The organism is Halogranum amylolyticum, from assembly GCF_900110465.1.
GTDB classification, from domain to species: domain Archaea; phylum Halobacteriota; class Halobacteria; order Halobacteriales; family Haloferacaceae; genus Halogranum; species Halogranum amylolyticum.
Genome location: NZ_FODV01000007.1, coordinates 65976 through 91920, shown reverse-complemented (window position 1 = coordinate 91920; position 25945 = coordinate 65976). Strand labels below are relative to the sequence as shown.

The 25945-nt window shown below is 62.0% G+C and carries 20 protein-coding genes; 5 read left to right on the top strand and 15 right to left on the bottom strand.

What is annotated here, in order from left to right; genetic code table 11:
• Positions 1–226 precede the first annotated feature (226 nt).
• Positions 227–1897 (bottom strand): thermosome subunit alpha, encoded by a 1671-nt coding sequence (gene thsA / locus BSG17_RS14225; protein WP_170864813.1) that lies wholly within the window; start codon positions 1895–1897, stop codon positions 227–229.
• A gap of 372 nt (positions 1898–2269) precedes the next feature.
• Here thsA and BSG17_RS14220 point away from each other — a divergent pair, with 372 nt between their 5' ends.
• Complete coding sequence (locus BSG17_RS14220; RefSeq protein ID WP_089825221.1) at positions 2270–3196, top strand: hypothetical protein; 927 nt, start codon at positions 2270–2272, stop codon at positions 3194–3196.
• A 151-nt stretch (positions 3197–3347) separates the two neighbouring features.
• On the opposite strand, the gene BSG17_RS14215 is transcribed toward BSG17_RS14220, so the two are convergent.
• The 3 genes from BSG17_RS14215 to BSG17_RS14205 form a co-directional block, all read right to left on the bottom strand.
• Positions 3348–5444, bottom strand: a complete 2097-nt coding sequence (locus BSG17_RS14215; protein ID WP_089825219.1) for a bacterio-opsin activator domain-containing protein — start codon at positions 5442–5444, stop codon at positions 3348–3350.
• A 237-nt stretch (positions 5445–5681) separates the two neighbouring features.
• Entirely contained in the window at positions 5682–6605 is a 924-nt protein-coding gene (locus tag BSG17_RS14210; protein ID WP_089825217.1) for a manganese-dependent inorganic pyrophosphatase, read from the bottom strand.
• A 256-nt stretch (positions 6606–6861) separates the two neighbouring features.
• Complete coding sequence (locus BSG17_RS14205) at positions 6862–7275, bottom strand: ArsR/SmtB family transcription factor (protein WP_089825215.1); 414 nt, start codon at positions 7273–7275, stop codon at positions 6862–6864.
• A gap of 98 nt (positions 7276–7373) precedes the next feature.
• On the opposite strand from BSG17_RS14205, the gene BSG17_RS14200 reads away from it, so the two are divergent.
• Complete coding sequence (locus BSG17_RS14200) at positions 7374–7994, top strand: DUF7509 family protein (protein WP_089825213.1); 621 nt, start codon at positions 7374–7376, stop codon at positions 7992–7994.
• A gap of 95 nt (positions 7995–8089) precedes the next feature.
• On the opposite strand, the gene BSG17_RS14195 is transcribed toward BSG17_RS14200, so the two are convergent.
• On the bottom strand, positions 8090–8968 hold the full coding sequence (locus BSG17_RS14195; RefSeq protein ID WP_089825211.1) for an amidohydrolase family protein: 879 nt from the start codon (positions 8966–8968) through the stop codon (positions 8090–8092).
• A 242-nt stretch (positions 8969–9210) separates the two neighbouring features.
• Positions 9211–9381, bottom strand: a complete 171-nt coding sequence (locus tag BSG17_RS27070; protein WP_170864812.1) for a hypothetical protein — start codon at positions 9379–9381, stop codon at positions 9211–9213.
• A gap of 191 nt (positions 9382–9572) precedes the next feature.
• Here BSG17_RS27070 and sufB point away from each other — a divergent pair, with 191 nt between their 5' ends.
• Positions 9573–10991: a Fe-S cluster assembly protein SufB gene (sufB, locus tag BSG17_RS14190; protein WP_089825208.1), complete on the top strand. Its 1419-nt coding sequence runs from the start codon at positions 9573–9575 to the stop codon at positions 10989–10991.
• Between the two features lie 153 nt (positions 10992–11144).
• Here the strand turns inward: sufB and BSG17_RS14185 are convergent, their stop codons facing one another.
• On the bottom strand, positions 11145–12371 hold the full coding sequence (locus tag BSG17_RS14185) for a polysaccharide deacetylase family protein (RefSeq protein ID WP_244531544.1): 1227 nt from the start codon (positions 12369–12371) through the stop codon (positions 11145–11147).
• 429 nt (positions 12372–12800) lie between these two features.
• On the opposite strand from BSG17_RS14185, the gene BSG17_RS14180 reads away from it, so the two are divergent.
• Positions 12801–14288, top strand: a complete 1488-nt coding sequence (locus BSG17_RS14180) for a B-box zinc finger protein (RefSeq protein WP_139246614.1) — start codon at positions 12801–12803, stop codon at positions 14286–14288.
• A gap of 344 nt (positions 14289–14632) precedes the next feature.
• Positions 14633–15889 (top strand): hypothetical protein, encoded by a 1257-nt coding sequence (locus tag BSG17_RS14175; RefSeq protein ID WP_089825203.1) that lies wholly within the window; start codon positions 14633–14635, stop codon positions 15887–15889.
• Between the two features lie 152 nt (positions 15890–16041).
• Here the strand turns inward: BSG17_RS14175 and BSG17_RS14170 are convergent, their stop codons facing one another.
• The 8 genes from BSG17_RS14170 to BSG17_RS14135 form a co-directional block, all read right to left on the bottom strand.
• The gene (locus BSG17_RS14170) at positions 16042–16644 is read right to left on the bottom strand and encodes a class I SAM-dependent methyltransferase (RefSeq protein ID WP_089825201.1); all 603 of its coding nucleotides are present in this window, start codon (positions 16642–16644) and stop codon (positions 16042–16044) included.
• A 186-nt stretch (positions 16645–16830) separates the two neighbouring features.
• Complete coding sequence (locus tag BSG17_RS14165; protein WP_211609146.1) at positions 16831–18096, bottom strand: beta propeller repeat protein; 1266 nt, start codon at positions 18094–18096, stop codon at positions 16831–16833.
• Between the two features lie 343 nt (positions 18097–18439).
• Positions 18440–19642, bottom strand: a complete 1203-nt coding sequence (locus BSG17_RS14160) for an MFS transporter (RefSeq protein WP_089825195.1) — start codon at positions 19640–19642, stop codon at positions 18440–18442.
• A 166-nt stretch (positions 19643–19808) separates the two neighbouring features.
• Positions 19809–20663, bottom strand: a complete 855-nt coding sequence (locus BSG17_RS14155; RefSeq protein ID WP_089825193.1) for an NAD+ synthase — start codon at positions 20661–20663, stop codon at positions 19809–19811.
• A 611-nt stretch (positions 20664–21274) separates the two neighbouring features.
• Positions 21275–22288: an mRNA 3'-end processing factor gene (locus BSG17_RS14150; RefSeq protein ID WP_089825191.1), complete on the bottom strand. Its 1014-nt coding sequence runs from the start codon at positions 22286–22288 to the stop codon at positions 21275–21277.
• Positions 22289–22343: 55 nt separating this feature from the next.
• Entirely contained in the window at positions 22344–24023 is a 1680-nt protein-coding gene (locus BSG17_RS14145) for an ATP-dependent DNA ligase (RefSeq protein WP_089825189.1), read from the bottom strand.
• A gap of 257 nt (positions 24024–24280) precedes the next feature.
• Positions 24281–24709, bottom strand: a complete 429-nt coding sequence (locus BSG17_RS14140) for a universal stress protein (protein ID WP_089825187.1) — start codon at positions 24707–24709, stop codon at positions 24281–24283.
• A gap of 104 nt (positions 24710–24813) precedes the next feature.
• Positions 24814–25896, bottom strand: coding sequence for a sodium:phosphate symporter (locus tag BSG17_RS14135; RefSeq protein WP_089825185.1), 1083 nt, complete (start codon positions 25894–25896; stop codon positions 24814–24816).
• Between the last annotated feature and the right edge of the window lie 49 nt (positions 25897–25945).

Below are 25945 nucleotides of genomic sequence, written 5' to 3'. Positions count from 1 at the left end.
TGACCGTTTGTGGAAACGTCGTGCTCACCTGTTCTCAGTTCTCCTCACGGGCCCACACGTGGCGTCGTCGGGGGACACTCCTCTCGCTTCGGCGACCGGATCGACGATACGAGAACCGCACGACGATCGTTGTCCGTCTCTGATTGGTTCGATCGGCGTCGTGTGTGAGGGAGTTCGAAACCAAACTTCGAAGCGTGACCCAGGGAGACGAAGACACGTCGGGTTCTTAGTGACCGATCGCCCAAGGGTATCCCCCGGTGTGTTGGGAGCCGCTACGTTCGTGGTCGTGACGGTGATCGTCGCCAGTCTGTTCGACGGCGATGACGTCGTCGATACGGAGAATCGTCGTCGCTCCTTCGAGAGCGTTGCTGAGCGCGTAGCGTTTCACCGCCAGCGGTTCGAAGACGGCCTTCGCCTGCATATCTGCTAGCGATCTATCGATGACGTCGACTCCGACCGTCGTCTCACCGCGGTGATGGCGTGCACGGAGGTCGACGAGTGTGTCGAGCGGATCGAGTCCACTGCTAGCTGCGAGTGTCGCAGGAATCGTCTCCAGTGCATCGGCGAACGAGTCGATAGCGAGCTGCTCTCGACCATCGGTCTGAGCGGCATACGAACGGAGATGACATGCGAGCGAGAACTCGACTGCACCGCCACCAGGCACTACGGTCTGTCCTTGGAGCGCGAGCTGCACGACAGAGAGACAGTCTTCGAGCACTCGCTTCGTCTCCTCCGCGACGTGTTCGGTGCCACCCCGGAGAAGCAGAGACAGATGTGCCCCCGGAACTGCCGTCGAGACGACCAGAAGTTCGGTCGGACCGACAGTACGTCGTTCGAGGTGCGGTGCCCGACCCAGGGCGGCCGATGACACGTCATCGACTGAGCGCTCGAGCGTTGCATCGGTCACTCGGGCTACTTTGTACATCTCGTCTTGTCGCGTTCGCTCGATAGCTAAGACCCCCACTCTGGCGAGCCGGGACCGAATCTCGTCGTCGATACTCTTCTGACAGAACACGACGTCGACGCCGAGATCGACGAGCTTCTGGACCGCTTCGACGCGGATCGACTCCTCGTACGACTGTAACTCACGAAGTTGGGATGGGTTACTGATCGTCGCGTTAGACACGGCGTCCGCTTTCTCGATCGTGAGTTCGGCGTCGAGAAGTGCGACGGTTGCCGGTTCGTACGTGTCCTGGAGACGAGGTGAAAACGATTCGAGCGAGGTAGAGGAACTCCCGATATCGATACTGACTCCGTCGAGAACTGTCGACTCACGAAGCGACCCGCCCGGCACTGCTCGGAGGGTGAGATTTCGGACGTCGACTGATTCGCCCTCGGCGACTTCGGTGATCCCCCGAACGGCTAATCGGGAGAGATACTGAGCCGACTCGTCGTCCCACTTCCCTGTCACCGCAGTCGCACCGATCTGTCGTAACTCGTCTTCGTCTGTCGGATCGACGTCGATCGTCTCGGCCCGGAGACGATCGACAGCCACCTCACCAGCCCTCCGGTATCCGTTCACGATCGTCGTCGGGTGAACGCCCATCTCAAGGAGGTCTTCGGCCGCTTCGAGTAATGCACCCGCGAGCGTGACCGCTGTCGTCGACCCATCGCCGACAGACTGGTCCTGGCTCTGTGCGATCTCGACGAGCAGCTTGGCCGTTGGATCGGCGACATCCATTCGAGCGAGGATGCTTGTGCCGTCGTTCGTGACGACGACGGTCCCGTCACTCCCGACGATCATCTTGTCCATCCCCTCCGGCCCGAGCGTCGTTCGAACTGTCTCTGCGAGTGATTTCGCTGCCGCGACGTTCGCTGCTCGCGCCGTCGCACCTTCGGTCCGGTCGACTTCGTGGGTAACCCACAGCTCCGACTGGGGTTTGCGACGCTTTGTCATGACAACACGAACCAGTGTTCTCGGAGTGCATAAACTATTGTGCCAGATGACAGGTCTGGCAGAGACGAGGCTGAGACGTCGACTCGAGCCCCTCGTTATCGGTGTCGACATCTCGCTCACTAGAGCTCGACGAGTGTGCCGAACTCGCTGTCGACGTCCGGGACGAATTCGGGAGAGAGGGTTTCAGTAACAGCGAGTTCATGCGTGGGTTCCCAACCCGAGTCGCGGATCGGCCCCTCTCACAGAAGGTGTCGAGAGCGTCTCCATCTGCGTCCGGACGCTCCAAGATTCGCCTCGACTTTCGCGTTCACAGCGACGCGATTGTCGTTTACGCGCGTTATAATAAAGCACCTCGACCGTCACACGGACTGTATGTACGTTCGTCTCCCCACGCTCTTCACCGACCTCCTCTTCGCCCCCGTACCAATGCTGTCGAAGCGGCTTCTGACACCGACCGAAACTGTCGCTTCGGCGAACCACCGAATACTCCAGTCCGGCGACCTCCCACTCCAGACCGTCCCCGACGGGCAGGAGCGTCTCCTGATCGGCGCGGGGTTGATCCTCTTCTCACTGGTTCTCTTTGCAGTGTGGGGTATCTGGATGTTCGGTGGTGGTAGCGGTGCGGACGACGAGGCCGACGCCGACGCCGCCGACGGAGCCGTTCACACCGCCGGAGAGCGTACAGCCGCGTCATCGAGAGACACCGAGCACTCACCGACGTCCCGGACCGACACCGAGACCCGCGGTGAGACCGCCGGTTTCGAACGGACGTCCGGAAACGTGTTCTCGTGGTCCGAGACGGACGACAGTGACGACGAGTCAGTACGGGGTCCCGATGACGTCGACACCATCGGCGAGCCAACACAGACCGACGCAACCGGCTCTACCGCCGATAACGAACCAGTCTCCGACGAGACCGATGCAGTCGGGGCGACGGCGTCGCAGGTCGACGACCCCACGCCAGCTCGCTCTGACGAACAGCCGCTGGACGACGCCCGGACTGCACTCGCCGACGGAGCCTACGAGACAGCCGTCGACGACGCCTATACTATCACGTGTGAGGTGTTGCAGACACGCTACGATGTCGATTCGGCGGAGTCGCCGCAGCTGTTCTACGACCGGTGTGCGTCGAAACCAGCTATCGACGAGGCGACGACTCGCCGTCTCGAGCAGCTCACCGACGTCCACGACCGAGCAGTGTACGGCTACAAGGCCGCTACGAAGGACCAAGCCCAACAGGCGCTGTCGCATGCGACGGCGATCGTCGCAGGTGAGGCAGCAAACTCGTCCACGACGTAACAACGGGGCCACGCGTACTATGGGCGGTTACGGACTGGTCGGCAACTCCCGGAGAGTTGGACGGTAACTGTCTCGGTTTCGGGTACGGTGTAGCAGTCGTCGCCCCTCTCGTCGCCCAGCAGCACCGGAGACGACCTGTCTCGTCGGAGAGTCATCGCTCGGCGTCCGATGTGCTCTCGGATTCCTCGTTGGGGGGAAATAGGGCGGTCAGAATCTTCTGTTCGCCAGCACGGAGATGCTGGTGGAACGTCGACGCCGAAACGTTCCACGACGCTGCGATCTCCTCCCCGGTAGTGTTCCGCGGCCAGTCGAAGTACCCCGAGTAAACTGCCGATTCGACCGCCGCCCGCTGGCGCTCGGTGAGTTCGTCGAGGACGTTCGGGTAGAGACGGTCTTCCGAGCTCTGTTCGCTCGACGTCTGTCGCTGAGCGAGTACCTTCGTGTCCGGATACGACTCTCGAACGACGTCCACCAGTGCCCGTACGTCCGCGCCGTCGGGTAGCTGAACGATCAGTCGGTAGTCACCGTCTTCGATCCGAGCGGATTTGACCCGACCGCCGCGCGCAGCGACGGCCGAGATGACCGGCGGCTTCGTCAGTTGTAGTTCGAACCGTTTTTCGCTGCCACGTTCGCTGATCACTGTCAGTGAATCCCAGGTCGCGATATCCTCGACAGCCGTCCGCAGTTTTGCGATCCCGCGTTCGTCCGCTCCCCCATAGACGAGGTACTTCTCGTCGCCGACTGGAATCGTTCGCTCGAACGTGATCGGACGCGATTCGACGTCCGACGTCTCTTTCCAGTCGAAGACGTTCTGGATTCCGAACTCTATCTCGACGACAGTTTCGCTCATCAGCGTACGCTTGCGTTGGACGGCCGTGATAGCGTGACCGACGAGTTCTCCGAGCTTGCGGATCATCGTCCGCTCCTGGTTCGTGAACGCGTCGGGGCGGTGGGAGTAGATGTTCAGAACTCCGTAGAGGACCCCCTCGTGACCGATCGGAACGACGGCCCACGAGTCGAACCCGTTTTCCGTCGCTCGTTCGTGCCAGACCCCGTATTCGGGACTCTCTCGGAGGTTTCGGACGATCTGTACCGACTCCGTCCGAATCGCCTCTGCGATCGGCGAGTTCTGGTCTTCGGTGGTATCGTACGTGGCTCCCGACTCGTCGAACGGGTCGTCGAAGCCAGTCTTTACACGGGGGACCACTTGGTGATGTCGCTGGTCGATCGTCCCGAACCATGCACACGCGTAAGCGGACGCCTCTGCGAGACGAGTGCACGTCGCCGCCTCGATATCCTCGCGGTTCGTCTGTTCGATGACGCTACTGGTGATCGTACGGGTTACTTCGTACAGCTCGTTCGATATCGCCAACTGGTCGACGTACCGCTGTTGTTCGAGCTTCGTGCTCACCCACTTGCTGAAGAGTTCGACGAACGTCACTTCCCAGTCGGTGAACGACTCGTCCCGAGAGTCCAGACTGTAGAAACAGAACGTCCCGTAGGACTCCCCCTCGACCACGACAGGGGACCCCAGATAACACGAGATGCCCCACTCGGCGTTGCCTGCCCGATCGGCTAGTTCGGGGGCGTCGGCCTCGACGTCGTTGAGGACGAGTGTCTGGTTCGTCTCGACGACTCGCTCGCAGTTCGTCACCGCTAACGGGGCCGTGTCTCCAGCACGGAGGTCTGCCTCTGCCGGGGCATCGACGAACTCGAAGTGGTACTCGTCGCCGTCGATCCGCGAGAGGGTTGCGTACTCGGTTCCGACCTCCTCTCTCACGATACTCAGAAGCGAGTCGATCTGCTCGGAGAGCGACAACGAGTTGTCCGCGATGACTTTGTAGGCACGGTGGAGTGCGTGCTCGCGCTCTCGGAGCACGCTCTCCCGCTGAACGCGGTCGGTAACGTCTCTTACCTGTACTGTCACGCCAGACTCGGAGGGGTAGACGTGCACCGCTAACCAGGCGTCACTCGGTTGGTGATGGAAGTCGAACTCCACCGACCTCTGAGTCTCCAGCGCACGGTCGCAGTTCTCGCGTAAGACCGACACTGCACCTGGGAACACGTCCCAAGCGAGCGCTCCACGGAGGTCGTCGCCGTCACGCTGAAATAGCCGTTCTGCCCGCTCGTTGAGGAACGTGATCTTCCACTCTCGGTCGAGGGCGAAGACAGCATCGCTGATTCGTGCAAAAACGTCTGCGTCCGTACTGCCATCGGAGGAGGCGTCCGTCCCGTTTTGGTCGCCCATTACTTGCCAAGAGATAGCACTCAGGTATTAGTATTTGGGACCCGGTGGAACAGGAACTCCGGCGGACGAGCGCCTCGAGAGCGTCCCTGACGCTCACCCGTTCCCTAACCCCTCTCCGTGGGCGGGGAGCCCGATCGAACTCTCGACGGGGTCGGTCGGCACGACTGCCACGACTCGCCCGACTACAGAAACGCTACGCTCTTGTCCTCTGTGCGATTCGATCGACCCGCACTGATATCAGTAGAACGCGTCTTCCAGCGGCGGGACGACCTGCTTCTTTCGAGACATTACTCCCGGCAGGAACGCTTCTCGGTCCGAGAACATCGTGTCCAACCCGTCCTCGACGGTAGCGATCTCCGGACCGGCGACGAGCGCCGTCGAGTCCTCCTCGAGGAGGTCGGTCACGAGCAACAGAAACACCGCGTAGTCGCGTTCCGTGGCGATCTCTTCCATCGCTTCGAGGACGGCGTCTCGTTGGTCCAACACGACCGAGGGTTCGACCGTCTCGATCTGCCCGATCCCGACCTTCCGGGAGTCGAACTGGAACTCTTTGAAGTCACTGAGAACCATCTCCCGTGGGCTCTTCTCGCCGATCTTGCTCTTGTGCATCAGGAGCTCCTTTCCGTACGATTCGTAGTCGACGTCGGCGATCTCGGCGAGTCGCGCGGCGACGGTCCGGTCTCGCTCGGTCGTCGTAGGGGACCGAAGCACGACGGTGTCGCTGAGCAACCCACTGAGCAAGAGGCCCGCCGTCTGCGTGGTGATCGTCTCGTCGGCGTCGTCGAACAACTGCGTGAGGATGGTCGCCGTCGACCCGACCGGTTCGTTTCGGAACAGAATTGGGCTGCTGGTTTCGACGTCACCGATGCGGTGGTGATCGACGATCTCGACGACCTCCGCATCTCGGGCACCGGTCACCGTCTGGCTGTACTCGTTGTGATCGACGAGGATCAACTGCTCTCCTGCTGCATCCTCGAGCAGTTCGGGTGCGTCGACGTCCCACCGGTCTAAGACGAACTCCGTCTCCGGGTTGACGTCGCCTGCGCGGGCGGCGACTGCAGCCGTTCCTTGCTCCTGTTTCAACCGAGCGTACGCTAGCGCAGAGCAGATCGTATCCGTGTCGGGTTGCTGGTGACCAACGACGTAGGTCGGTTCGGTCATGGTCGTCCCAAGGTGACCTCGGTTCAAGAATACTCTCTTTTCTCCGCGTCTGGTGGGGTTGGCTGTGACTCCCGAAGACATCGACTGGAACGAAGATTCGGATCTCACCGCAAAGGCGAGGAGACGGACCAGCGACGGCACCGAAACGACGGACCCGGACGAAGGAAACGCTCGGCGAGGCGGTTCACAAACGAGTGCTTCGGGGTCACTTCTGGGAGCGGTACGAGAGAACGAATGTCCCTCTCTGAGAGACTACTCAAACGTCGCTCGAACTGTCGTACAGTCCGTCGAACTCCTGCTCGCCCCGAATCAGTTCGTCGACGCCTTCGGTGAGCGTCACCTCACCGAACACGGTCGCTCGGTAGTACGTGTACAGTCCATCTTGCCCGCGCTCGGTTCGTTGTCGTTTCTCGACGAGACCGACGTCGACGAGTTTGTTGAGGTGGTAGTGGAGAGTGCTGTCGTCGATATCGAGTGCAGTTTCGAGTTCCTTCGGACTCATGGCCCCGCCGTGGATGAGTCGGTAGAGGATCTCGTAGCGCGTTCGGTTACCGACGGCTGCGTGCATTGCGAGGTACTCGTCGAGAGTCAGTACGCTCTCTTCTGGGAGGAGGTCCGCCGGGTCGTCCGGGGCTCTATCGTCGATCCCTCGTCCGTGGTTCGTCGCCATCGTACTCGTGACTACGGGTGCACAACTCTTAGGACTTCTCGAGCCAACAATTCCCAAAAACACCGTCTTTTAAATATTGGCGACGAGCAAGGCTGCGTATGACTGTGGACATCACGCGCGATCTCGTCGTCGAACGGTTGGGCGACGTGAAGTACGATCGGTTCCTCTTTTACTTGATGGGGCCGTACAAATCGTTCAACCTCAACTACGTACTCAGCGAAGAGGAGCGCCAGGAGTTCGACTTGGATGATCTCCCGGGACCGTTGCGTCGTCTCTTCCGGAACAAAAACGAGATCGACGAGGCGCAAGCACTCTTGCGGCGAGTGCAAGGGGAACTCCGGGTAACACCGGGGGTGAACGCGTTTCTGGCTCTCGACGTGGACGTAGATACTTCCGACGTGGATGCGGCGACCCAGAGTATCGAGTACACGAGATGCAGTAACGCGACTGCGTTTGTGCTCCCGTTTCTCGGCCACAACTTCGGCGTCGGAGAGGAGGCTGGAAGCATCCTCGAGGCACTCTCCGAAACACACGGAGACCGGTTGCTCTTCGTCCACGAGAACGACGTGACGAGTGCGATGATTCGGTCGGCACGGGTTCGGTGGGATCTACGGGTCGAGACGTACGACACGGAAGCACAACTCGTCGAGAAACTCCGGTTCTTCGCCGGTAGTATCATGCAACAGGAACGTCGAGGCGAACTGAGTCGTCTGGGCTGACTAGCCACTCCCACCGGGGAGCGTCTCGCAGTCACGTTTTGAGTCCCCAGAGTGTCGCCCGAGACAGCTTTCGAGGGTACTCGACCCCGAAAGCTCTAAACCGCGTTCTCGAACCCGAAGAACTCGCTTGCATTTCCGTACAACACGTCCGGGTACTGGTCGGGAAACGTCTCCCGAACTCCGTCGAACGCTGCCTCGTAGGACTGTGGCCGAATGGGATAGTCAGTTCCGAACATGATCCGGTCGCCGTGCGATCTGAGCCGATCGACCGACAGGTCGGCGTCACGAAGCCCGATCAGGTCGTGTGTTTCATCGCCCAACGCGACCGCCGTGTCGAGATAGAGCTCGTACTCGTCGGCGAGATCGAGGAATGCCTCCGTCTCGAAGAGTCCGAGATGTGGAACGCAGACGCGGAGGGACGGGTAGCGTTCGAGCACGTCCTGCAGTGGAACCGCTCCCAGATCCTCCTCTCCTCGATAGAAGGGGTGGGTGGATGCGTGAATCACGAGCGGTGCGTCGCGGTCGACGAGCGCCTCGTACACTGAGTCGAGTCGAGCGTCGTCGGCGCGAAACCCCTGTACTGGACAGTGGATCTTGACACCGTGCAACCCTCGTTCGAAGAGATCGCTCACGACTTGCGCAGGAGCGTCGTCTGCGGCGTGGACTGTCCCGAGCCCGACGGCAGCGTCCGCCCGCGACTGCCAGTCGGCGGCGAACTCGTTCAACGAGGCTGCAACCCCCGGTCGGTGGGCGTACGGAAAGAACACGAACCCGTCGGTCCGCTGGGCTGTCCGCTCGACGACGGTCGCTGGCGACGGCGTCGGAATCGTCCAGTCGGTTTTCTCGGTGAACCACTCGCTGATCGCGCTCAGTAACTCGGTCGGCAAAACGTGAACGTGAGCGTCTATCACTGGACAGTCGGGACACGGGCCGTCTTCGTCGGACGACCCGGGAGAGTCTCGTTCGGATGTCATTTCTCACTCCGACCGTTCGGATGCGGGCGGGTTCAATCTTCACCCGATCGGTCTCGGGCATCACCTGTGGTCGGTCGCTCACTCTCGGAGATGGAGGCCTACGGGCATCGCTCGCGCTTCGTCCGCTCGCCGTAACCGAGAGACGACGTCCGCTCGTGCGGGATGTCTCGCGAACGAGACGTCTCCTCTCTCGGATCACTAAAATACGTGTTCCCGAGCCACAGACGGGTCTGAGACAACGGTCACAGTTCGATGACCCCGACCACCGGATCGTCTGCGCACTTGGGACACTCGAAGGCCGTCTCGTACGCCGTACATCCGTCGTGGACTGTGGTCTCACACAGCTCACAGACCACTGCATCGTCCGGTTCGATGTCCTGGTGACACACTGTACACCGTTCGTTGATGAGCATGGGTCGGTCACCTCCCCCGTTTGATGTTCGACGACCACCCGTGTTAAATCCTATTTCAGCATCCACGACTACTCAGAGAGCAATCAGGCGAACCCTCGCCAACACTACTCCTGCAGCGTCGTTCCCGATCCTGAGAACTCGCTCGAATCCGCAGTCTCATATACCCAGAGACGCTATGTTAAATGTTAACTATGAGCACAGATAGCGACCTCAGAGAGACCGACACCGAAGCGCGCTTCGATTTCAAGAAGAAACAGCAGGCGGCGTTTCGGACTGACAAAGGGTTGACCGAGGAGACGGTCAGAATGATCTCCGAGGACAAGGACGAACCCGAGTGGATGCTCCAGCGCCGCTTGCGCGCACTGAAGCAGTGGCAGGCGATGCCGATGCCCGGCTGGGGTCCCGATCTCTCGGAAGTCGATATCAACGAGATCATCCCCTACATCCGCCCCGATATCGAGACACGTGGTGGCGTCGACGACTGGACCGACCTGCCGGACGACATCAAGGACACGTTCGACAAACTCGGCATCCCGGAGGCCGAGAAGAACGCGCTCTCCGGTGTCGGCGCGCAGTACGAGTCGGAGATCGTCTATCAAAACATGCAGGAACGCTGGAGGGAGAAAGGCGTCCTCTTCTGTGACATGGACAAGGCCGTCCAAGAGCACGAAGACATCGTCAAGGAGTACTTCATGACGAACTGCGTCCCCCCGAGTGACAACAAGTTCGCCGCGCTCCACGGCGCCATCTGGTCCGGTGGGTCGTTCGTCTACATCCCCGAAGACGTGACGGTCGACATGCCCGTTCAGGCGTACTTCCGGATGAACTCCGAAGGGATGGGCCAGTTCGAGCACACGCTCATCGTCGCCGAGAAGGGCAGCGAAGTTCACTACATCGAGGGCTGTTCGGCACCCACGTACTCCAGTTTCAACCTCCATTCTGGGGCGGTCGAGGTCTTCGTCGGTGAGGACGCACACGTCCAATACTCGACTGTCCAGAACTGGTCGAAGAACACCTACAACCTCAACACCAAGCGTGCCATCGCCGAAAAGGGGGCGACGATGGAGTGGGTCTCCGGCAGCATGGGCTCGAAGGTGACGATGCTCTACCCCTCCACCGTTCTCAAGGGGCGCGGTGCGACGGACACTCACATCACTATCGCCTTCGCGGGCGAGGGACAGAACATCGACACCGGTGCGAAGGTCTACCACAACGCCCCGGAGACGAAGTCGACCATCGAGTCCAAAAGTATCAGTAAGGACGGCGGTCGGACGAACTACCGGGGCCTCGTCCACATCGCCAACGGCGCGAAGAACTCCTCGACGTCCGTCGAGTGTGACGCGCTCATGTTCGACAACGAGTCCACTTCAGACACGATGCCGTTCATGGAGATCAACGAGTCAACCGTCGACGTCGCTCACGAGGCGACTGTCGGAAAGATCGGCGACGAGGACGTCTTCTACCTCCAGAGCCGTGGCCTTGACGACGACGACGCCAAACAGATGATCGTCGCCGGATTCATCGAACCGATTACGGAGGAACTGCCCATCGAGTACGCGGTCGAACTCAATCGACTCATCGAACTCGAGATGGAGGGGAGCCTCGGATAGCGGCCAAGATGAGACAGGGGTCAGATTCCCCTGTGATCGGGTCTACGGAGAACCGTCGCGAAACATATCGAGAAGCGCGACGGGCTTCGTCGACCGGCGGGAGATAGCTGTCGTCTCCACGACGGACGAGTGTAGTCGCTGCGGACGAGCCCTCTAGTCGTCGAGGAGACCCGACGGAGCGATCACGTCGACGTCTTTCTGCTCGAGATGATTTAAGACGTTCTTGAAGTCCGCGGGCGAGGTTTCGTACTCTTCCCCCTCCCCGATCGAGTGCCAGGTGACGACGGCCAGCTGGTTGAACTCCTCGGCGATGTTGAGAATTCGGCGTGTCCCCTGTGGGTCCTTGCCCATCACGCGGGAGATGGCGTGCATGTTACTCGGCTGCTGGGCGTTGTTCGGACAGGCACCGAACATGAACCCCGTGTCGTGGAACTCGGAGACGATGTCGAGCGTCGTCTTGCTCACTCGGTTGTAGGGAGCGACGAAGTGACGCGCACCTTTCGGGAACCCCTTGAGATCGAGGTAGTTGTACGCCTGCTGAATCATCCGCTGTTGTTTCGCCTCCGAATACGCAGGCAATGGCTTTGGAGCCTGGGGGTGGGCCATCATATCCCAGCCCGCGTCGCGCATCTCGCGCATCTGTCCCGTGGTCAGATTCCCTTCGCTGTTGATGGCGTCGGGGATGACTGCGACCCCGCCCGGCCAGCCGCGCTTCTGCAGTTCCTTGAACGCGACCTCGTACTGAGACGTAACGGCGTCGTCGAACTGTAAGATAACTTTGCCCTTGTCGGGTTTCGGAATCTTCCGGAGGTCGTCGATGTGGACGTTGATCGGCTTGCCCTTCGGAGTCAAGACCATCAGCCGAAGTTCCTGAATCGACTTCATCACCGGCTTGCCAGTTTTCCCGGTGTAGCCCAGATCGATTCGGATCCAGTCGTTGAGCTCCTTGGGGATGAAGCGCTTGCTGACAAGCATGTCGCTGCGTGCCGGTGCGATGAGCTCGGCTGCGATTTTTCCGCGAACCGGTTTCTGGAGTTTGACTGCGAGCGACAGGTCGTGCTTTCGGAGGTCGAGCCCGTCCGGGAATGACTTGTATATACCGGCGGCGTCCCCGTTTTTGTTGGTCATATGGACCGACTGTGTGCCGGCGTACACGTCGTCAGTGTCGGCTTCGACCGTCCCGCCAACTGTCCCCCAGCGCGTGTCTTTCGTTCCGATATCCTCGAAGTCGTCGACGAGTTGACCGCGGGTGAACGGCTGCGACTGTTGCTGTGTGGACGTCTCAGTCCCCGTCGTCGTGGTCGATTCGTTGGCCGCCGTCGTCGAAGTCGGCGTTCCGTCTGCCTCTGCCTGACCGGAATCACCTAGACAACCAGCCACACCAGAGACACTAACAGCACCAACGGATGCGAGGACACTACGTCGGGTCGATGAGTCGTTCATTGCGCTCGGTTGGTGACATCTCTCTGGAGACACATTAGAATGGTGTTAGTAAGCGACACTTACCACCTCCCTAAAGACGGGATACGCCCGTTTCGGCGAGCACACGAGTCGGCGCATACCGCGGATGTCTCGGACGCCGAATACACACGGCCGTGCTGCTCCCTAGTGCTTCGCTCGTCGTTCAGAGGACAGAAAGCGGTGAAAACTCGAACTACAGCCAAACGACTTACCCGACGAGAGCGCGAAAGGCCGAGAGCGGACGGACCGACGACACAGCACACGGAGAGCGTTAGTTCGTCACCGACCACACGAAGCGACACAGTGCGGCGACCCTCGCGAGTAGTGGCTCTAAACGGAGTGAATTACATGACAACAAAAATATGCAATGGCTGTGGAGAGACGGTTCCAGCCGCTCGGTACTGCGAAGAGTGTCACGCACCGCTGACGGAGAACGTCGTCCCCCCATCGGAAGAGTACGAGCGCGACTTCACGACGCGAATGAACGATGCCGCAGTCGAAGCGACCCACGATAGTGTCTCGTTCGATACGCTACGGTCGGACCACGGCAGCTACGACCGTCCACTCGGTGGGTATCTCTTCGCGTCCGAACGACCGGCGGCTGTCTGCGAGCTCTCGTCCGTACGGCTTTCTGCGGACTCGACGTACAGCTCAGAGCTCGCGACGCCGTTCCTGACAGACGGCCACCTCGTCGTCACCCGCGACCGATTGGTGGCGGTGTTGCCTCGAGAGGGCGAAACACAGCTGTTCGACGTTTCGATGGCCGACATCGTCGACGTCGAGGCCGAATCGAAGCTTCTCGGTGGGGCGCTGGTCGTGTCGTTGGCGAGCGGCTTCACCGTGACGTACGATCTCGATGCGAGTGACGAACTGCTGACCGAGTTGACCGACGGTATCCAGAGGCTGGAAGCACGGGACGACTCGACGGAATCTCGGGCCGCGAAGTTCGTACAGACGGTCGACGACGAGATCGCCGCAGCGACCGATGCGGAGACGGCCCTCCGTAACGTGGCAGACAGATTCGCGACTCGAGACGAAGTGACCGCTTTCGATCACGCCGTTGCGAGTGCCGACTCGGTCGACGAGTTGCTGGATGCGATCGCTGAAGGCAGCGACGCCCCTGATGCATCAGCTAGTCGGCAGCGTCCGGAGCCAGCCACGAACTTACCCACCCCGAGTACGGGCCCGACGGCGGGAGCCCTCCGGACGCGTGTCGCAGGGGCGCTCCGCAATGCCGACCCCCAGGAGGTGGGAAAGTACACCTTGGCCGCGACGCTGGGCCTCGGTACGTACGCGATCTCTGCACCGTTCTCGACGACGCTCGGGCTCGCTGCACTCGCCGCTGGCGGCACTGCCACCGGACTCTACGCGACTGCGAACCCCGAGTCGGTCGTCGCGCAGGCCGACCCGATGGAACTCGTGATGAGTATGAACCACCGCGGTCGGCACGTCAGCCACAGCTCGATTGCCGGCACCGCGAACGCCGGTCGACTCCTGGGTGCAGCAGAGTATCTCGGCGACTTAGAGTACGATACAGCGTACGCCCAGTGGCTCGTCGAGGCCGACATCGACACCGTCGTCCGAGCCGCAGAAGTGGCTCAGCGCCACGCGAAACGGAACCCGGAGTTTGGAACCGAACGAGAGGCGTCGCTGCTCGGTGCTATCGGTGGCCTCGCCTACGGTTATACGGACGACGACGGTGGTGTGGAGTCGTTCTTCGACGAGGACGTCACAGCAATCGATGAGGACACCACAGCAATCGACGAGGACATCACAGCAGTCGACGAGGACGTCACAGCAGTCGACGAGGACGTCACAGCAGCCGACGAGGAGTGACGACTCGTTGCAACCAAGCGGCCGCGCCGTTCGACGGCGATCACCGCTCCCCGCCGTCCGGGGTAGGAGTCGGTCGACGACCGAAACGTCGTCCGGCCCAGCGAGACCGCCGAACGCTGCGGCGCCCACCGAGTTGACGGTCGTTCTCACACCTAGCAGTTGGGGACGGATGCGGTCGACTCGTGCAGCGAGGGAGGCGAGTCTCGCTTCGCCATCTGACGACCGGAACCGAGATCTCACACCGTTCTCGTCGGGAACGGTTCGCTATCTAGGTCCCCTCTCGAACGCAGTCGGTTTGCGTATTGAGGTACGTTCCTGAAGCGGTCTCACGACCTGGTTCCGCTATGCTCACAGCCCAGATCGGTGCGGGACCGACTGCCGTCGCGATCGTGCTGGGACTGCTCGATGCGACTGTGATCAGACTCCTCGGTGCGACCTTCGCGGTTCTCTTGGCTGTGTCTATCCTCTGGCTGCAGTTCTACGTCGGCGATCCCACATCCGTACGAGCCACCGCCGACTCGTCTACCGACGAGCTCGCCTCGCGACCGGGTGCGGACTGGGTAGCCGCGATGCTCGTCACGATAGCCACGGCAGGGGTCGGCTTCGTCGGAGTTCAGTTTCTGCTCGATACGTACCCGCTCGCAGTTACGGGCGATCTGGCGTTCCCGGTCGGGCTCACCAGCGCAACCGCCACCGGGACCAGTGTGTTCGCTGCGATGGCTCTGAACGCGATCCGGTATCTCGTCTTCGCGGGTGGGGTTCTCGTCGTGTTGGGGGCGAACGAACAGCAACGGACGCCCTGGCAACTCGCCGTCGTCGCGTTCGTCGCTGCAGCTCTCCTGCCGACTGGACTCCTGTTGGCCGTCGGCGTCGAGTTCGATCTCGGTCGCAGTGTTTCGATCGGTCGGGATGCAGTGTTCCCGACCGTGGCAGTCGTCGGATTTCAGCGTGCGTACGAACTCGTCGACGTCGACGGACCAGCCGACGCGGCCGGTTCGGACGGCCGGTCTCCCCTCGTCCGACGTGTGGCCGGTGTGTTTCTCGACTGTCAGCGGATATACGGGCGGCTCACCGGGGCTTCGATAGCGGTGTCGGATACAGCTCTGTGTCACACGATCGCGGCGCGGACGCTAGCGACGACCGGCGCCGGAGCGACGCTCGCCGGCGTCGTTTGGTTCGTCGAGACGCTGTCTCGGGGTTGGTGGGAGTACGTTCCGACTCCCGGCGGCGTGGTCGCAGTTCTCGTCGGCGACCTACTTCGCGTCGGGGTCGGTGTCGTCGTAACGACACTCGCACTGACGGCGCTGGTTCTGGCGACTCTCTGGTTGGTCGTTCCCCCGCTCGCCGCGTCTCGTATCGTCTTTGCCGTCGGAACGTTCTCGGTCTCGTGTGGCGCTCTCAACGTTCTCACGACGTTCGTCCTCCCTACGCCCGTCCACGTGATGGTCGGCCACGTCGTGAACTGGCGTCTCGTCGCGTCGCAACCTGGGTCGTCGCTCATCTGGCTCGCGGATCTGTTCAACGCACCAGCGGCAATCGTCCTCGTTGGATTCGCGTGTGGGGCGATCACTCTCCGTCGAACGGCAGTCGGACGAGCGTAGGCTGTCTCGGTCTCCGCTCGGATGGGCTCGTAGTGTTTGTGCTCTCTCGATTTCGACCGTTTCGGCCTATGTGTGGCTGTTCTGGTAGGGTGTCTTTAGCCGTCCTGGGACGGGAATCTCTGAGCCGACTCTCTCGAACGTCGTCCCGCAAGCTACTGGTGTGGATACGCTTGAGTGCCACCCGTCGAGTTGCGGGCGACGAGCGTCGCAACAGCCGACCGACGTCCGTCCGTGACTCTGGTCGCCTCTTCGTAGTGCAGCACGGTCAGATCCAGACACGCCCGCAGCAGGTCGTTCGACCGGAAGCGGTGGCGATCGTCGCTCGGGCCCCGCTCGGCGGGAGGGTCGGCACGTAAGTGGTGCTCGTACAGGAGGAACCCCCCCGGTGCGAGCGCCTCTTTGAGGTCGGGCAACAGATCGAGTGCGTGAAAGAACGTTACCACGATCACATCGTAGCGTTCCGTCGGTAGCGGATACGTCTCGAGGTCGGCTTGGACCCAGTTCACGGTGAGCGACTGTCGGGCGGCGTGCTCCCGTGCCTGTCTGAGCGCTTCGTCGGAGATGTCGACGGCGTCGACGTTGTATCCATGGTCGGCGAGAAAGCGGGCGTTCCGTCCCGTGCCGGTTGCGACGTCAAGTGCACGTCCGTCTGGGATCTGGTCGATCCACTCGGACAGGAGTGGCGTCGGCGTCGTCGGGAGACTGAAATCAGCGTCTCGGTAGCGCTCGTTCCACCGTCTGCGGTCGTTTCCCATAGTCGACGTTCGGAACCGACCACGAATAAGATGTGGTCCGACTTCCCCCTGTCTGTGGATTTCGTGGGTTGCTGTCGCGTCAGCACTACGAATCCCGTTTCGCAAACTGCGAGAGCGTGTCACAGCGTTCTCTTCGCGCTTCGAGCGTCTCCCTACTGTCCCTTGGCGGTGGGGAGAATCTCCTGGTCACTCCCAGAACTTCGGCACCGTCGCGTCGATCTGATTCCCCTCTTCGTGGATACTGTCGGACACGATCGTGCGGCGGTCGCCGTCCATCGACAGCGGGCCCATGACGTTCGAGAGGAGGATCTCTTTGGTCTCGGTGCGGTAGAGTTCGTACCACTCGGCCCCGTCGACGCTCGCGAGCACGACTGAATCACGCCCAGTGTCCATCCGGGAGTAGCCGAACGGCATGAGACAGAGTTCGCGCCCGTCGTCTTCCCGGATGTGCCACCGGCGACGTGCGTACATCTCCATCGTGTCGTCGGTCGGATCGCTCTCGATCTGCACGTACGGGTGAACGAGCTCGTCCACTCCCGACGGTGCGTCGTTCGGCCCCTCCCGCTTCCAGCGGATGATCCCCTCCGGATCGCCGTCGGTGCCGAAGCAGACAGAGTTCTCGAAGGCGGCGATCTGGGTTATCATGGGCGCGTCTCCTCTGTCGCCGATCGTCTCCCAGCTGCTGCCGAGGTCGTCGCTCCAGTACAGCTGTGTGTTGCGGTTGTCACCGACAGTCACCCAGATCCGCTCGGCGTGTGGATCGTACTCGACGTCGTGGACGTGGAGGTTCGGCGCGTCGGTCGTCTCGAGGGGCACTTCGAGAATCCGCTCGAACGACCTCCCGCCGTCGGTAGAGAGAATCACCTCGTTTGCGTGCCGACCCGCTTCGAAGTCCGAAGGGGCGTACGACGCGAGGACGACGATGTCCTCGTAGGCGACCTGGTTCAGGCTGGTCGGGACGCGACCGTAGTCGAACTGGTACAGTTTCTCCGCCCCAGAGAGGTCGTCGTGGAGGCGGTAGATCCGCCCTCCGACCTCGCCGTGGCCGCCAACTGCGACGACGACGTTCCCGCTGTCGGGGACGACGACCGCCTTGATGTTGTTGTCCTCGTATTCCTCGAAGGAGTACAGCTCCTCGGTCGTCTGCCACCAGTCGTCGCTGATCATCACTTCGCTGTTGTCACGACCGTACAGGCGTCCGTTCTGATCGATCCAGGTGGGATACCCGTTCGAGAACGTGTCGCGAACGTCGAGCTGGTAGTCCGTCAGTGCATAGCTTCCGGGCTCCATCTCCGTCTCGTCCGCTTGCTCGGCGGTCGTCGGCTCCTGTTGGGTCGCCGTCGGCGTGGACGTCTCGGAGGGTGTCGCCGTCTCGTTGCTGGCTGTCTCGGCCGACGTGTCGGCGTTACAGCCCGCCAGCGCCAGACTCGCGCCGGTTGCTGCGAGTGTCACAAACCGCCGTCTCGTTGACGATTCTTGATCTTCCATTGTCATCTCTCACTCATCAGTCTCGCTCGGGGATTAAAAAGCTGACACTTCACTATCCGTTCGCTTCGAAGGTGTAAACCGGGGCCCAGTCGCGGACACAGCGTAAGGAGTACTACGAGAGGACGTGATACTCAACTGACCACCGTCCCAATCTAGGTGGGTGGCTCCGCATCTTTCGGCCGTCCATCGAGTTCCCGACCACTCGACTGTGAGAGGCGAACCCGCTGCTCGTCACGTCAGGCGGGAACACGAACGTGTCTTCGGTTCGGACGCAGCCTCATCGACTGCTATCAGCAGATACGTCCTCTCAGTTCGGTTCGGGCGCACGCAGTGCCAGGAGAACTCCGACGAAGGCGACCCCTCCGGCGACGAGGAACGCCGGACCGTAGCCTGCACGGTCGATAATAGTGCCGGCGGCGATCGGTGCGACAAACGCGCCGAACAGGCCGACGCTCGTCAGCAGCGAGACGGCTGTGGCCCCGACTGCCGGTGGGACGAGTTCGGTGACGTAGGAGAAGAGCAGTCCGGTGACGAGCTGGATGGCGAAGCCGACGACGACTACCGCCCCACCGACGAGCCCGAGCCGCGAGACGAACGCGAAGGCGACGACCGCGGGTGTGGCGACGACGAACGACGTCACCACGACAGGGCGTCGTCTGCCGCCGAAAACTCGGTTGGAGACCACACCACTGCTCGATCGTCCGATGGCTCCTATCGCCGGGAACAGCGCGGTCAGTAGACCGCTCGCTGCCAACGAGATCCCGAACCCGTCGACGAGGTAGCTCGGCAGCCACGTGTTTACGAAGAGGTACAGCGAGTAGGCGAGAAAGCAGAGCACACAGACGATCCAGACCGCTTGACTGGTGAACAGCTCGCGTAGCGCCGTCCAGTCGGGCGCAGTCGCATCGACGCCGGGGACGTGGCGACGAGTCGCGAGCAAGAAGATAGCGACGCCGACGACGCCGAGGGCTGCGTACAGCGGGAGGATTGCGGGCCAGCTGGCGACGTTCGCGACGAGCGGGCTGCCGAACTGACCGAGTGCGAACCCGACTGGCGCACTCGCGGTGAACACGCCGACCGCGGTTGCCCGATAGTGAGGTGCGACGGCGCTGCCGACGACGTTTGCGCCCGCGTTCCAGAAGATGACGTACGCGATACCGCCGAGCACGCGCGAAGCGAGCAACCAGAGGTACGCGCCGGCGGTGGCTGCGTACCAACCCCACGCACCTGCCCCGACGAGCGCGACGGTACCGAAGACGATCACCCGGCGCACTGAAAAGCGGTCGAGGACGATTCCGGCCGGGACGCTGGTGACGACCGCGGTCGCGTACATGACGCTGACGAGCCAGCCCGCCGTACCTGCCGTGAGCCCGAGCGATCGTTGTATCACCGGTAGTACGCTCGCCGGCGCGATCTCGTAGGCCGCGGCCGCCGTCGAAAGTATGAACAACCCGGTGAGTAGCCCCAGCGTCTCGCGTCGAGAGCTACCTGTGTGTGGTCGGTTGGTCACGGTCTCTGTCCGCGATTCTCGGAGCCGTATTAAACCGTTTGCTGTTTCTTCACACGGCACTACCGGAGACGAGCGCTCTCTCAGCGCGCGGAAAATCACCGAACAGCGACGACGGCTTTAACAACGCCGTCGCCGAGCGACAGCTGACGACCGACGCCGAACTCGCTCAGTAGTGGGGAGTGGGCGTCTCCGGGGGGGTCCGTTTGTGTTTGCTCTGCTCGCACATCTCGACGATGTACTCGACGTCGTCGAGCGAGGCGTCTGCGAGTCGGGCGGTCGCCGTCGCCGGGACACCGCCGTCGACGTGGAGTGCGAGAACGGCGTCGAGCGTGTCGTAGTCGACACCGAACTCCTCCTCGTCCGTGTCGTAGTCAACCATCCCACCGGTGGGCGTTTTCTGGACCAGCTCCTCGTCGACGCCGAGAGACGCCGCGACTTGGCGGACCTGCTGCTTGTAGAGATTGCCCAGCGGGTTACAGTCCACGCCACCGTCACCGTATTTCGTCACGTACCCGGTCGCGAGTTCGGCGCGGTTCCCCGTCCCGAGGACGAGTTTGTCCTCGTAGTTGGCGACGAGGTAGTTGAGCGTCATCCGAACGCGAGCGCTCGTGTTTCCGACGTAGCGCCCCTCCCAGTCCCCCTCGGACTCGTCGTCGGAGTCTGCGTCGTAGGCGTTGAGCACCGCGTCGACGATGGGGTCGATCTCGAGTACGTCGTACGTAATCCCGAGATCCTCTGCCACCTGCTCGGCGTCGCTCATGTTCGCGTCCTCGTTGACCTCTTTCGGGAGGAGAATGCCGTGCACCGAGTCGGACCCGAGTGCCTCGACGGCGAGGTGAGCGATCGTCGTGCTGTCGATGCCTCCGGAGAGGGCGACGAGTGCGCCGTCGACGTCGGCCGTGTCGACTTGCGCTCGGATGAACTCGGCGAGATGGTTGACCTGCGCTTCGAGTTCGTCTGTCGAAAAGCGGAGGTCGAGTGGCTCGATCTCGTCTTGCGTCTGCTTGTAGAGCTGCGGCATCAGTAACAGTCGCTCGCCGCTTGACGTTAAAAAGTAGCACGAAGTCGACCCGATATCAGACGATACAGACCGTGATCTGTGTTTTCGCTTGCCCGTATCACTAGATATAAACCGGATTTTGGGACGCCCGGACTTCAAGGGTTTCGTCTCGATGCCGCCTCGGTTGGGTGTGACTGCATTGGTGTGGTCGTACGGGTACGTCGGTGGATCGAGGCTCGCCGCCACGTCACGACCGTCGTCGGCACCCGTTCGGTCGCAGTCCTCGCCTGCTTCGCGGTTGGTCCGCCACTGTCTCTCTCCAATCGACGGTCCGGCCGGGGTGTGGCAAGTGTCTGTCGGACCGTATCCGGCCGTCGGCTAGCGGGTGCGCGGTCTATCGACCGTCCCCGCCGGTGGCTCACAGGAACGTCCTCTCGGACTACAGTCACCGGTACGGTTCCACCGGCGGCGACCGTAGCGAGGAGGGGACGCCGTCGCATGCTCGGATCTCTCGAGTAGCGACACAGACGCTTTCTGGTCGATCAGGGGCTGTGTCGACCGTATTCGCGTTTCGACGACCAGGCCGTCCACACTGGCTCGTGGAACGGATGGTGGACAGGCGGCGATGGGAGTCAGAAGGCGTCGAGCGAAGTCTGGTTGTTCTTGAGCGACTGGGCAGCGACGTCACGTTCGGTGTCGAGATAGTTCGCGAACTCGTCGGCGAACCCGTGTTGGGTGTAGACCCGCGTCGGATCGAGACGGTCGACGGTCGCGACGAGTTCCGAGAAGTCACTGTGGTCGGACAGCACGAACGTCTCGTCGTAATCGCCGCGGTACTTGAACGAGTCTTCGACGGCCCACCCCGAAAAGCCCGTTTTCACGGCTCCCGTATTTCGGACGATATGGTCGACGAACGAGAGGTTGTTCGTCTGGGTGGGGAGGATCAAGGCGTCACCCGCGCCGAGCGTCACGTCCCGTCCGTAGCGTGCAGCGTCGAGGGTAACGTCACGGGCATCTGCGATGATCTCGTTCAATCGCTCGATCGCACCGGTGACGAACACCCGCTCACGGTCGGACCGACGGGCGAGTTGTGTCAGTTCCTGCGCCCGGCCGAGGGTGTAGCCGAAGAGCAAGACGGGTGTGTCGTGCATATCGGCTAACCAATCGACGATACGCCCCTCGAGGGTCGCTTGCTCCTCGAAGACGTAGTCCGGTTTGCCGTAGGTGGTCTCGGTGATGAGTACGTCGACGTCGTACTCAGCGGCGACGGCCGCAGCATCGAACCCCTCGAGCGTAAAACGGTCACGTGTCGAGAAGTCGCCGGTGTAGAGATAGGTCGTCCCATCGGCATCCTCGAGAATCGTCGCTCGCGATCCGGGAACGTGACCGGCGGCGACCTGTTCGACTGCCGGATGTGTGGTACGCGACAGCGACTCCTCGTCGTCGCGGCGGGCGGCAGCGAGACGGGCGGTGAGTGCCGAACAGATCACGTCGGACGGGGCCTCCGTGTAGAGGTGATCGCCGTGAGCGTGGCTCAGGGCGACGAGGTCGCCAGCCGGCTCTGTCGCGTCGGCCAGGAGCGTCTCCCCGGTTGCGAGATCGATCCGGATGCCGTCGCGCAGACTGACAGACCCGGCGCCCGTCATCGGTACTCCCCGCTGTATCGGGTTCTCGAAACGTGCTCGCTACTTGCAACGGCCATTAGTGTGTCCATTGGTCTTCGTACAGGCGTTCGACGCGCTCGAATCGATCGGCGTCCTCGGGGCCGAGGTCGTCACGGAAGCCACCGAACCGGGGAAATCGCAGCGCGTACCCGGAGTCGTACGTGGTCGATTCCTGAATCTCCTCGTACTCGACCTCGATCACGACCTCCGGGCGAAGCCTCGCCGTGCGGCCGTCGACCGACTGGATCAGCGGTTCGAGCTTCGCCGTGATCTCCCGGAGTTGGGCATCGGTGAGCCCGGAGAACAGTCGCCCGACCTCACGGAGTTCCTGCCGTTCGACGTCCCAACAGGCAAGTCGCAACCGGCCGAGCCAGTCGCTTTTCCGTCCCTCGCTCCACTTCGCGCGGACGACGACGAGATCGAGCGGCTCCATCGTCGGCTTCACTTTCAACATGTAGCCGACGCGTGACCCCGGCTGATAGGCTGCGTTCAGGTTCTTCACAATCACGCCTTCCTGTCCGGCCTCGAGAGCGTCTGCGTAAAACGACGCAGCGTCGTCTCCGGACGTCGGCCGTCGATGTGTCGCTCGGACGACCGTCTGTCCGCTCTGGCCGACGAGCTCCTCGAGACAGGTGAGCCGTTCTGAGAGGGGCGCGTCGATGAGCGACTGGCCATCGTGATACAGCAGGTCGAACGCGTGGACAGTGACGGGGTACTCAGCGGCCAGCTGTTCGATCTCGTTCGTCCGCTTGATGCGCTTCGAGAGTTTCTGGAAGGGAGTCGGGTCGCCCGTTTCGGAATCGTACGCGACGACCTCGGCTTCGATGATCGCGCTCTGTGTGGTGAGTTCGTCGTCGACGGCCCGGACGACGTCCGGAAACTGGGCCGTGACGTCTTCGAGTCGCCGCGTGAACACGCGGACGGTCTCCCCTCGAACGTGAATCTTGACTCGCATCCCATCGTATTTGTATTCGAGGAGCGGTCGTTCGGTTGCGTCGAGCGCATCGGAGACAGTTTCGGCTTTCTGTGCGAGCATCGCCTTTATCGGCCGAAACAGCTCGACGCTGAGGTCATCGAGTCCCGCAGCGCCCCGCTCGCGAGCAGTCTCGCCGACGGTCCGAAAGTCGTTCGTGACCTCGTAGGCTCGTTCGACGTCTCGGATGGCCGCCTCGGAGCCGTCCAGAAACGCCGTGGCAACTGCATCGCGAACCGTCCCTTCGCCGACCCCCAGTCGCATCGCACCGACGATGGTCCGAACGATGTATCGCGCTTCGTTCGGCTCCGCGTCGGCAAGCAGCTCCGCGATCGCGTCCGTACGGCGAGTCTGACTTCCGGTCCCTTCGTACGCTGCGAGACCCCGCAGAGTGGTATAGACGTCGCGAACGTCGAGCGTCTCCGAGACGAGAGTCGTCTGCGGACGGGCTTCGACAGCTGCCGCGGCGGCATCTCCGAGGTCACCCGTCTCGCGCCACCACTCGTCGATCCGGTCGTCGTCGACGCCGGTCGTGTCTGCGATCGCCCGAGCCGTGAGCGACGACGAGACGCCAAGCTCGTCGGACTCCCACGAAGCAAAGAGGTGACCGCGGGCGAGCTGCGTCAGCTCCGGGAGTAGCTCACCCGCATCTGCGAAGCTGTCGGCCAAAATGTCTGTCTTCTCGATCGTGGACGATGTTGCATCGAGGCGGTCGTAGACCGCCACGAGACGGCGGTATTCCATCGAAGGAACGGAGGGGGCGAGCTCCGAAAAGAGGTCGGCTTGTAATTTCAACCCTCTCTCGTCTGCCGGTGGTGACTGGAGCCCGCCTCGATGCGGCGCCGTCGAGTTGATGGGCCGACATCGCCTCGGTCTCTCGAACCCCTCTCGACTCGTTCGACCACTGCACGACTCCGCAACGGCCAGAACGATATCGAGGTGGGTCGTCCGGAAGTCGCTCGTACGTCCCCGGTATCGGATCGAACACTGTCCCGAGACATCTATCTGACGACCACGACAGGTACCGGTGCACGACGAACCACCGTTTCGGCCACTGACCCGAGAAGTACCCGAGCCACGAGAGAGCGTCCGTGACTGCCGATGACGATCGTGTCGATATCGTGGGTCTCGGTGTAGTCGAGGATCTCGCGGGCGGGCCTACCGACCCGAGTCGCCGTTACTACCTCCCGATCGCGTTTGCCGGCCACGGCTTTCGCGTCGGCGAGCAGTTCCGCCGATCGGTCGTGTGCTCGCTCGCGGAGCTCTTCAGAGCCGACCAACGCCTCCGCGACGTAGCTGTCGTCGACGTAGTCGATCACGTGGAGGACGGTGATCTCTGCGTCCGGATACGTCGTGAGAGCGTGCTCGAGAGCCTTCTCTGCGAGTGGGGTACCATCGAACGCCACGAGGAGCCGCTCAGTACGGGGCATAGACCGTCTTCGAGCTCTGGAGAGAAGTAGGAGCCGGGATGGACGACGTCGGGGCGACGAGTGAGTTGCCAGTCGGTGAGAGAGTGGCGGTGTCGACGCACGGCTCAGAGAGGGAGCAAAGCGATCGCAACCGGTACGACGACCAGCGAGACGAGGAAGGCGAGACGGAAGCGACTGTCCTCGACGAGACGAGTCTGGACCGTCTCGATGAGACGGAGGTACGGAGAGAACGCGAGCAGCACTCCCAGCGTGACGAGGGTCCCGATGGCGAGGAGTGCCACGACGAGCGTCACGCCGACCGGAGACTCCAGAATTACAGCGACCACAACCGTATCGAAGAGGGTGCCGATGTTTGCGCCCAGTATGTAAGGGACGACCTCTCGGCGCTCGAGATATCCGCGGTTGTAGAGGGGGACGATCACACCGAGCGAGAACGCGACACTGGTCGTGAGGCCGGTGACGAAGAGCCCTAACCCGAGGGCGACCCACCGGTTCCGGAACCGCCGAAAGAACCGCTCGCGGAGCCAGGTCGTATCTACTTGCTTGAGTACTCGGTCGAAGAGAGTGAGGCTAGCGACGAGCACGACGACGGCGAACACGAACCCGGGGACGACGCCGATGGCGGCGACGATGTCGGCCGTTACAGATTCAAGCACGACGAGCGGCTGGAAGGTTACCTCGAACCGCTCGCCGACGCTCCCGAACAGATCCTGGAGCCAGGGCAACAGGAGATACCCCAGGACGGTCGATGGCAGGTAGACAGAGTGCGTCAACAGAAACGTGAGTAAGCCCAGACTGATCGCTTCCCCCATCGAGTACCGCCGTTTCTGGAGGTAGTCTAATGCACCGATCAAGACCACGACGGCGGCAGCACCGAGACGTGACCCGGCGACCATCAGGAACAGCTGTGAAGTCGAGACGATCTCGGCCTCGAACAGCGAAACGGACAGGGCTGCAACCACGGAGCCGTTTGCCAGTGCGTACGTCGCAATCCAGCTGACGCCCAGAGCCCGTGCGTCGCTGGCGATGTAGCTCCTAAAGAGCTGTTCGAGGGGGGCTGCTGCCGCCTCTGTGGCTGTCCCCAGCAGTTGGATCCCGAAGACGAACAGTAGTAACGAGAGACCGCCGCCGAGCCAGAGCGGACCAGACGCGTCGACGCGCTCCAACATGCGGTTCACGAGGCTCATATCTCCAATGTGGGTTTCACGCACTCGGGCTGGGAACACAAAACTGTGT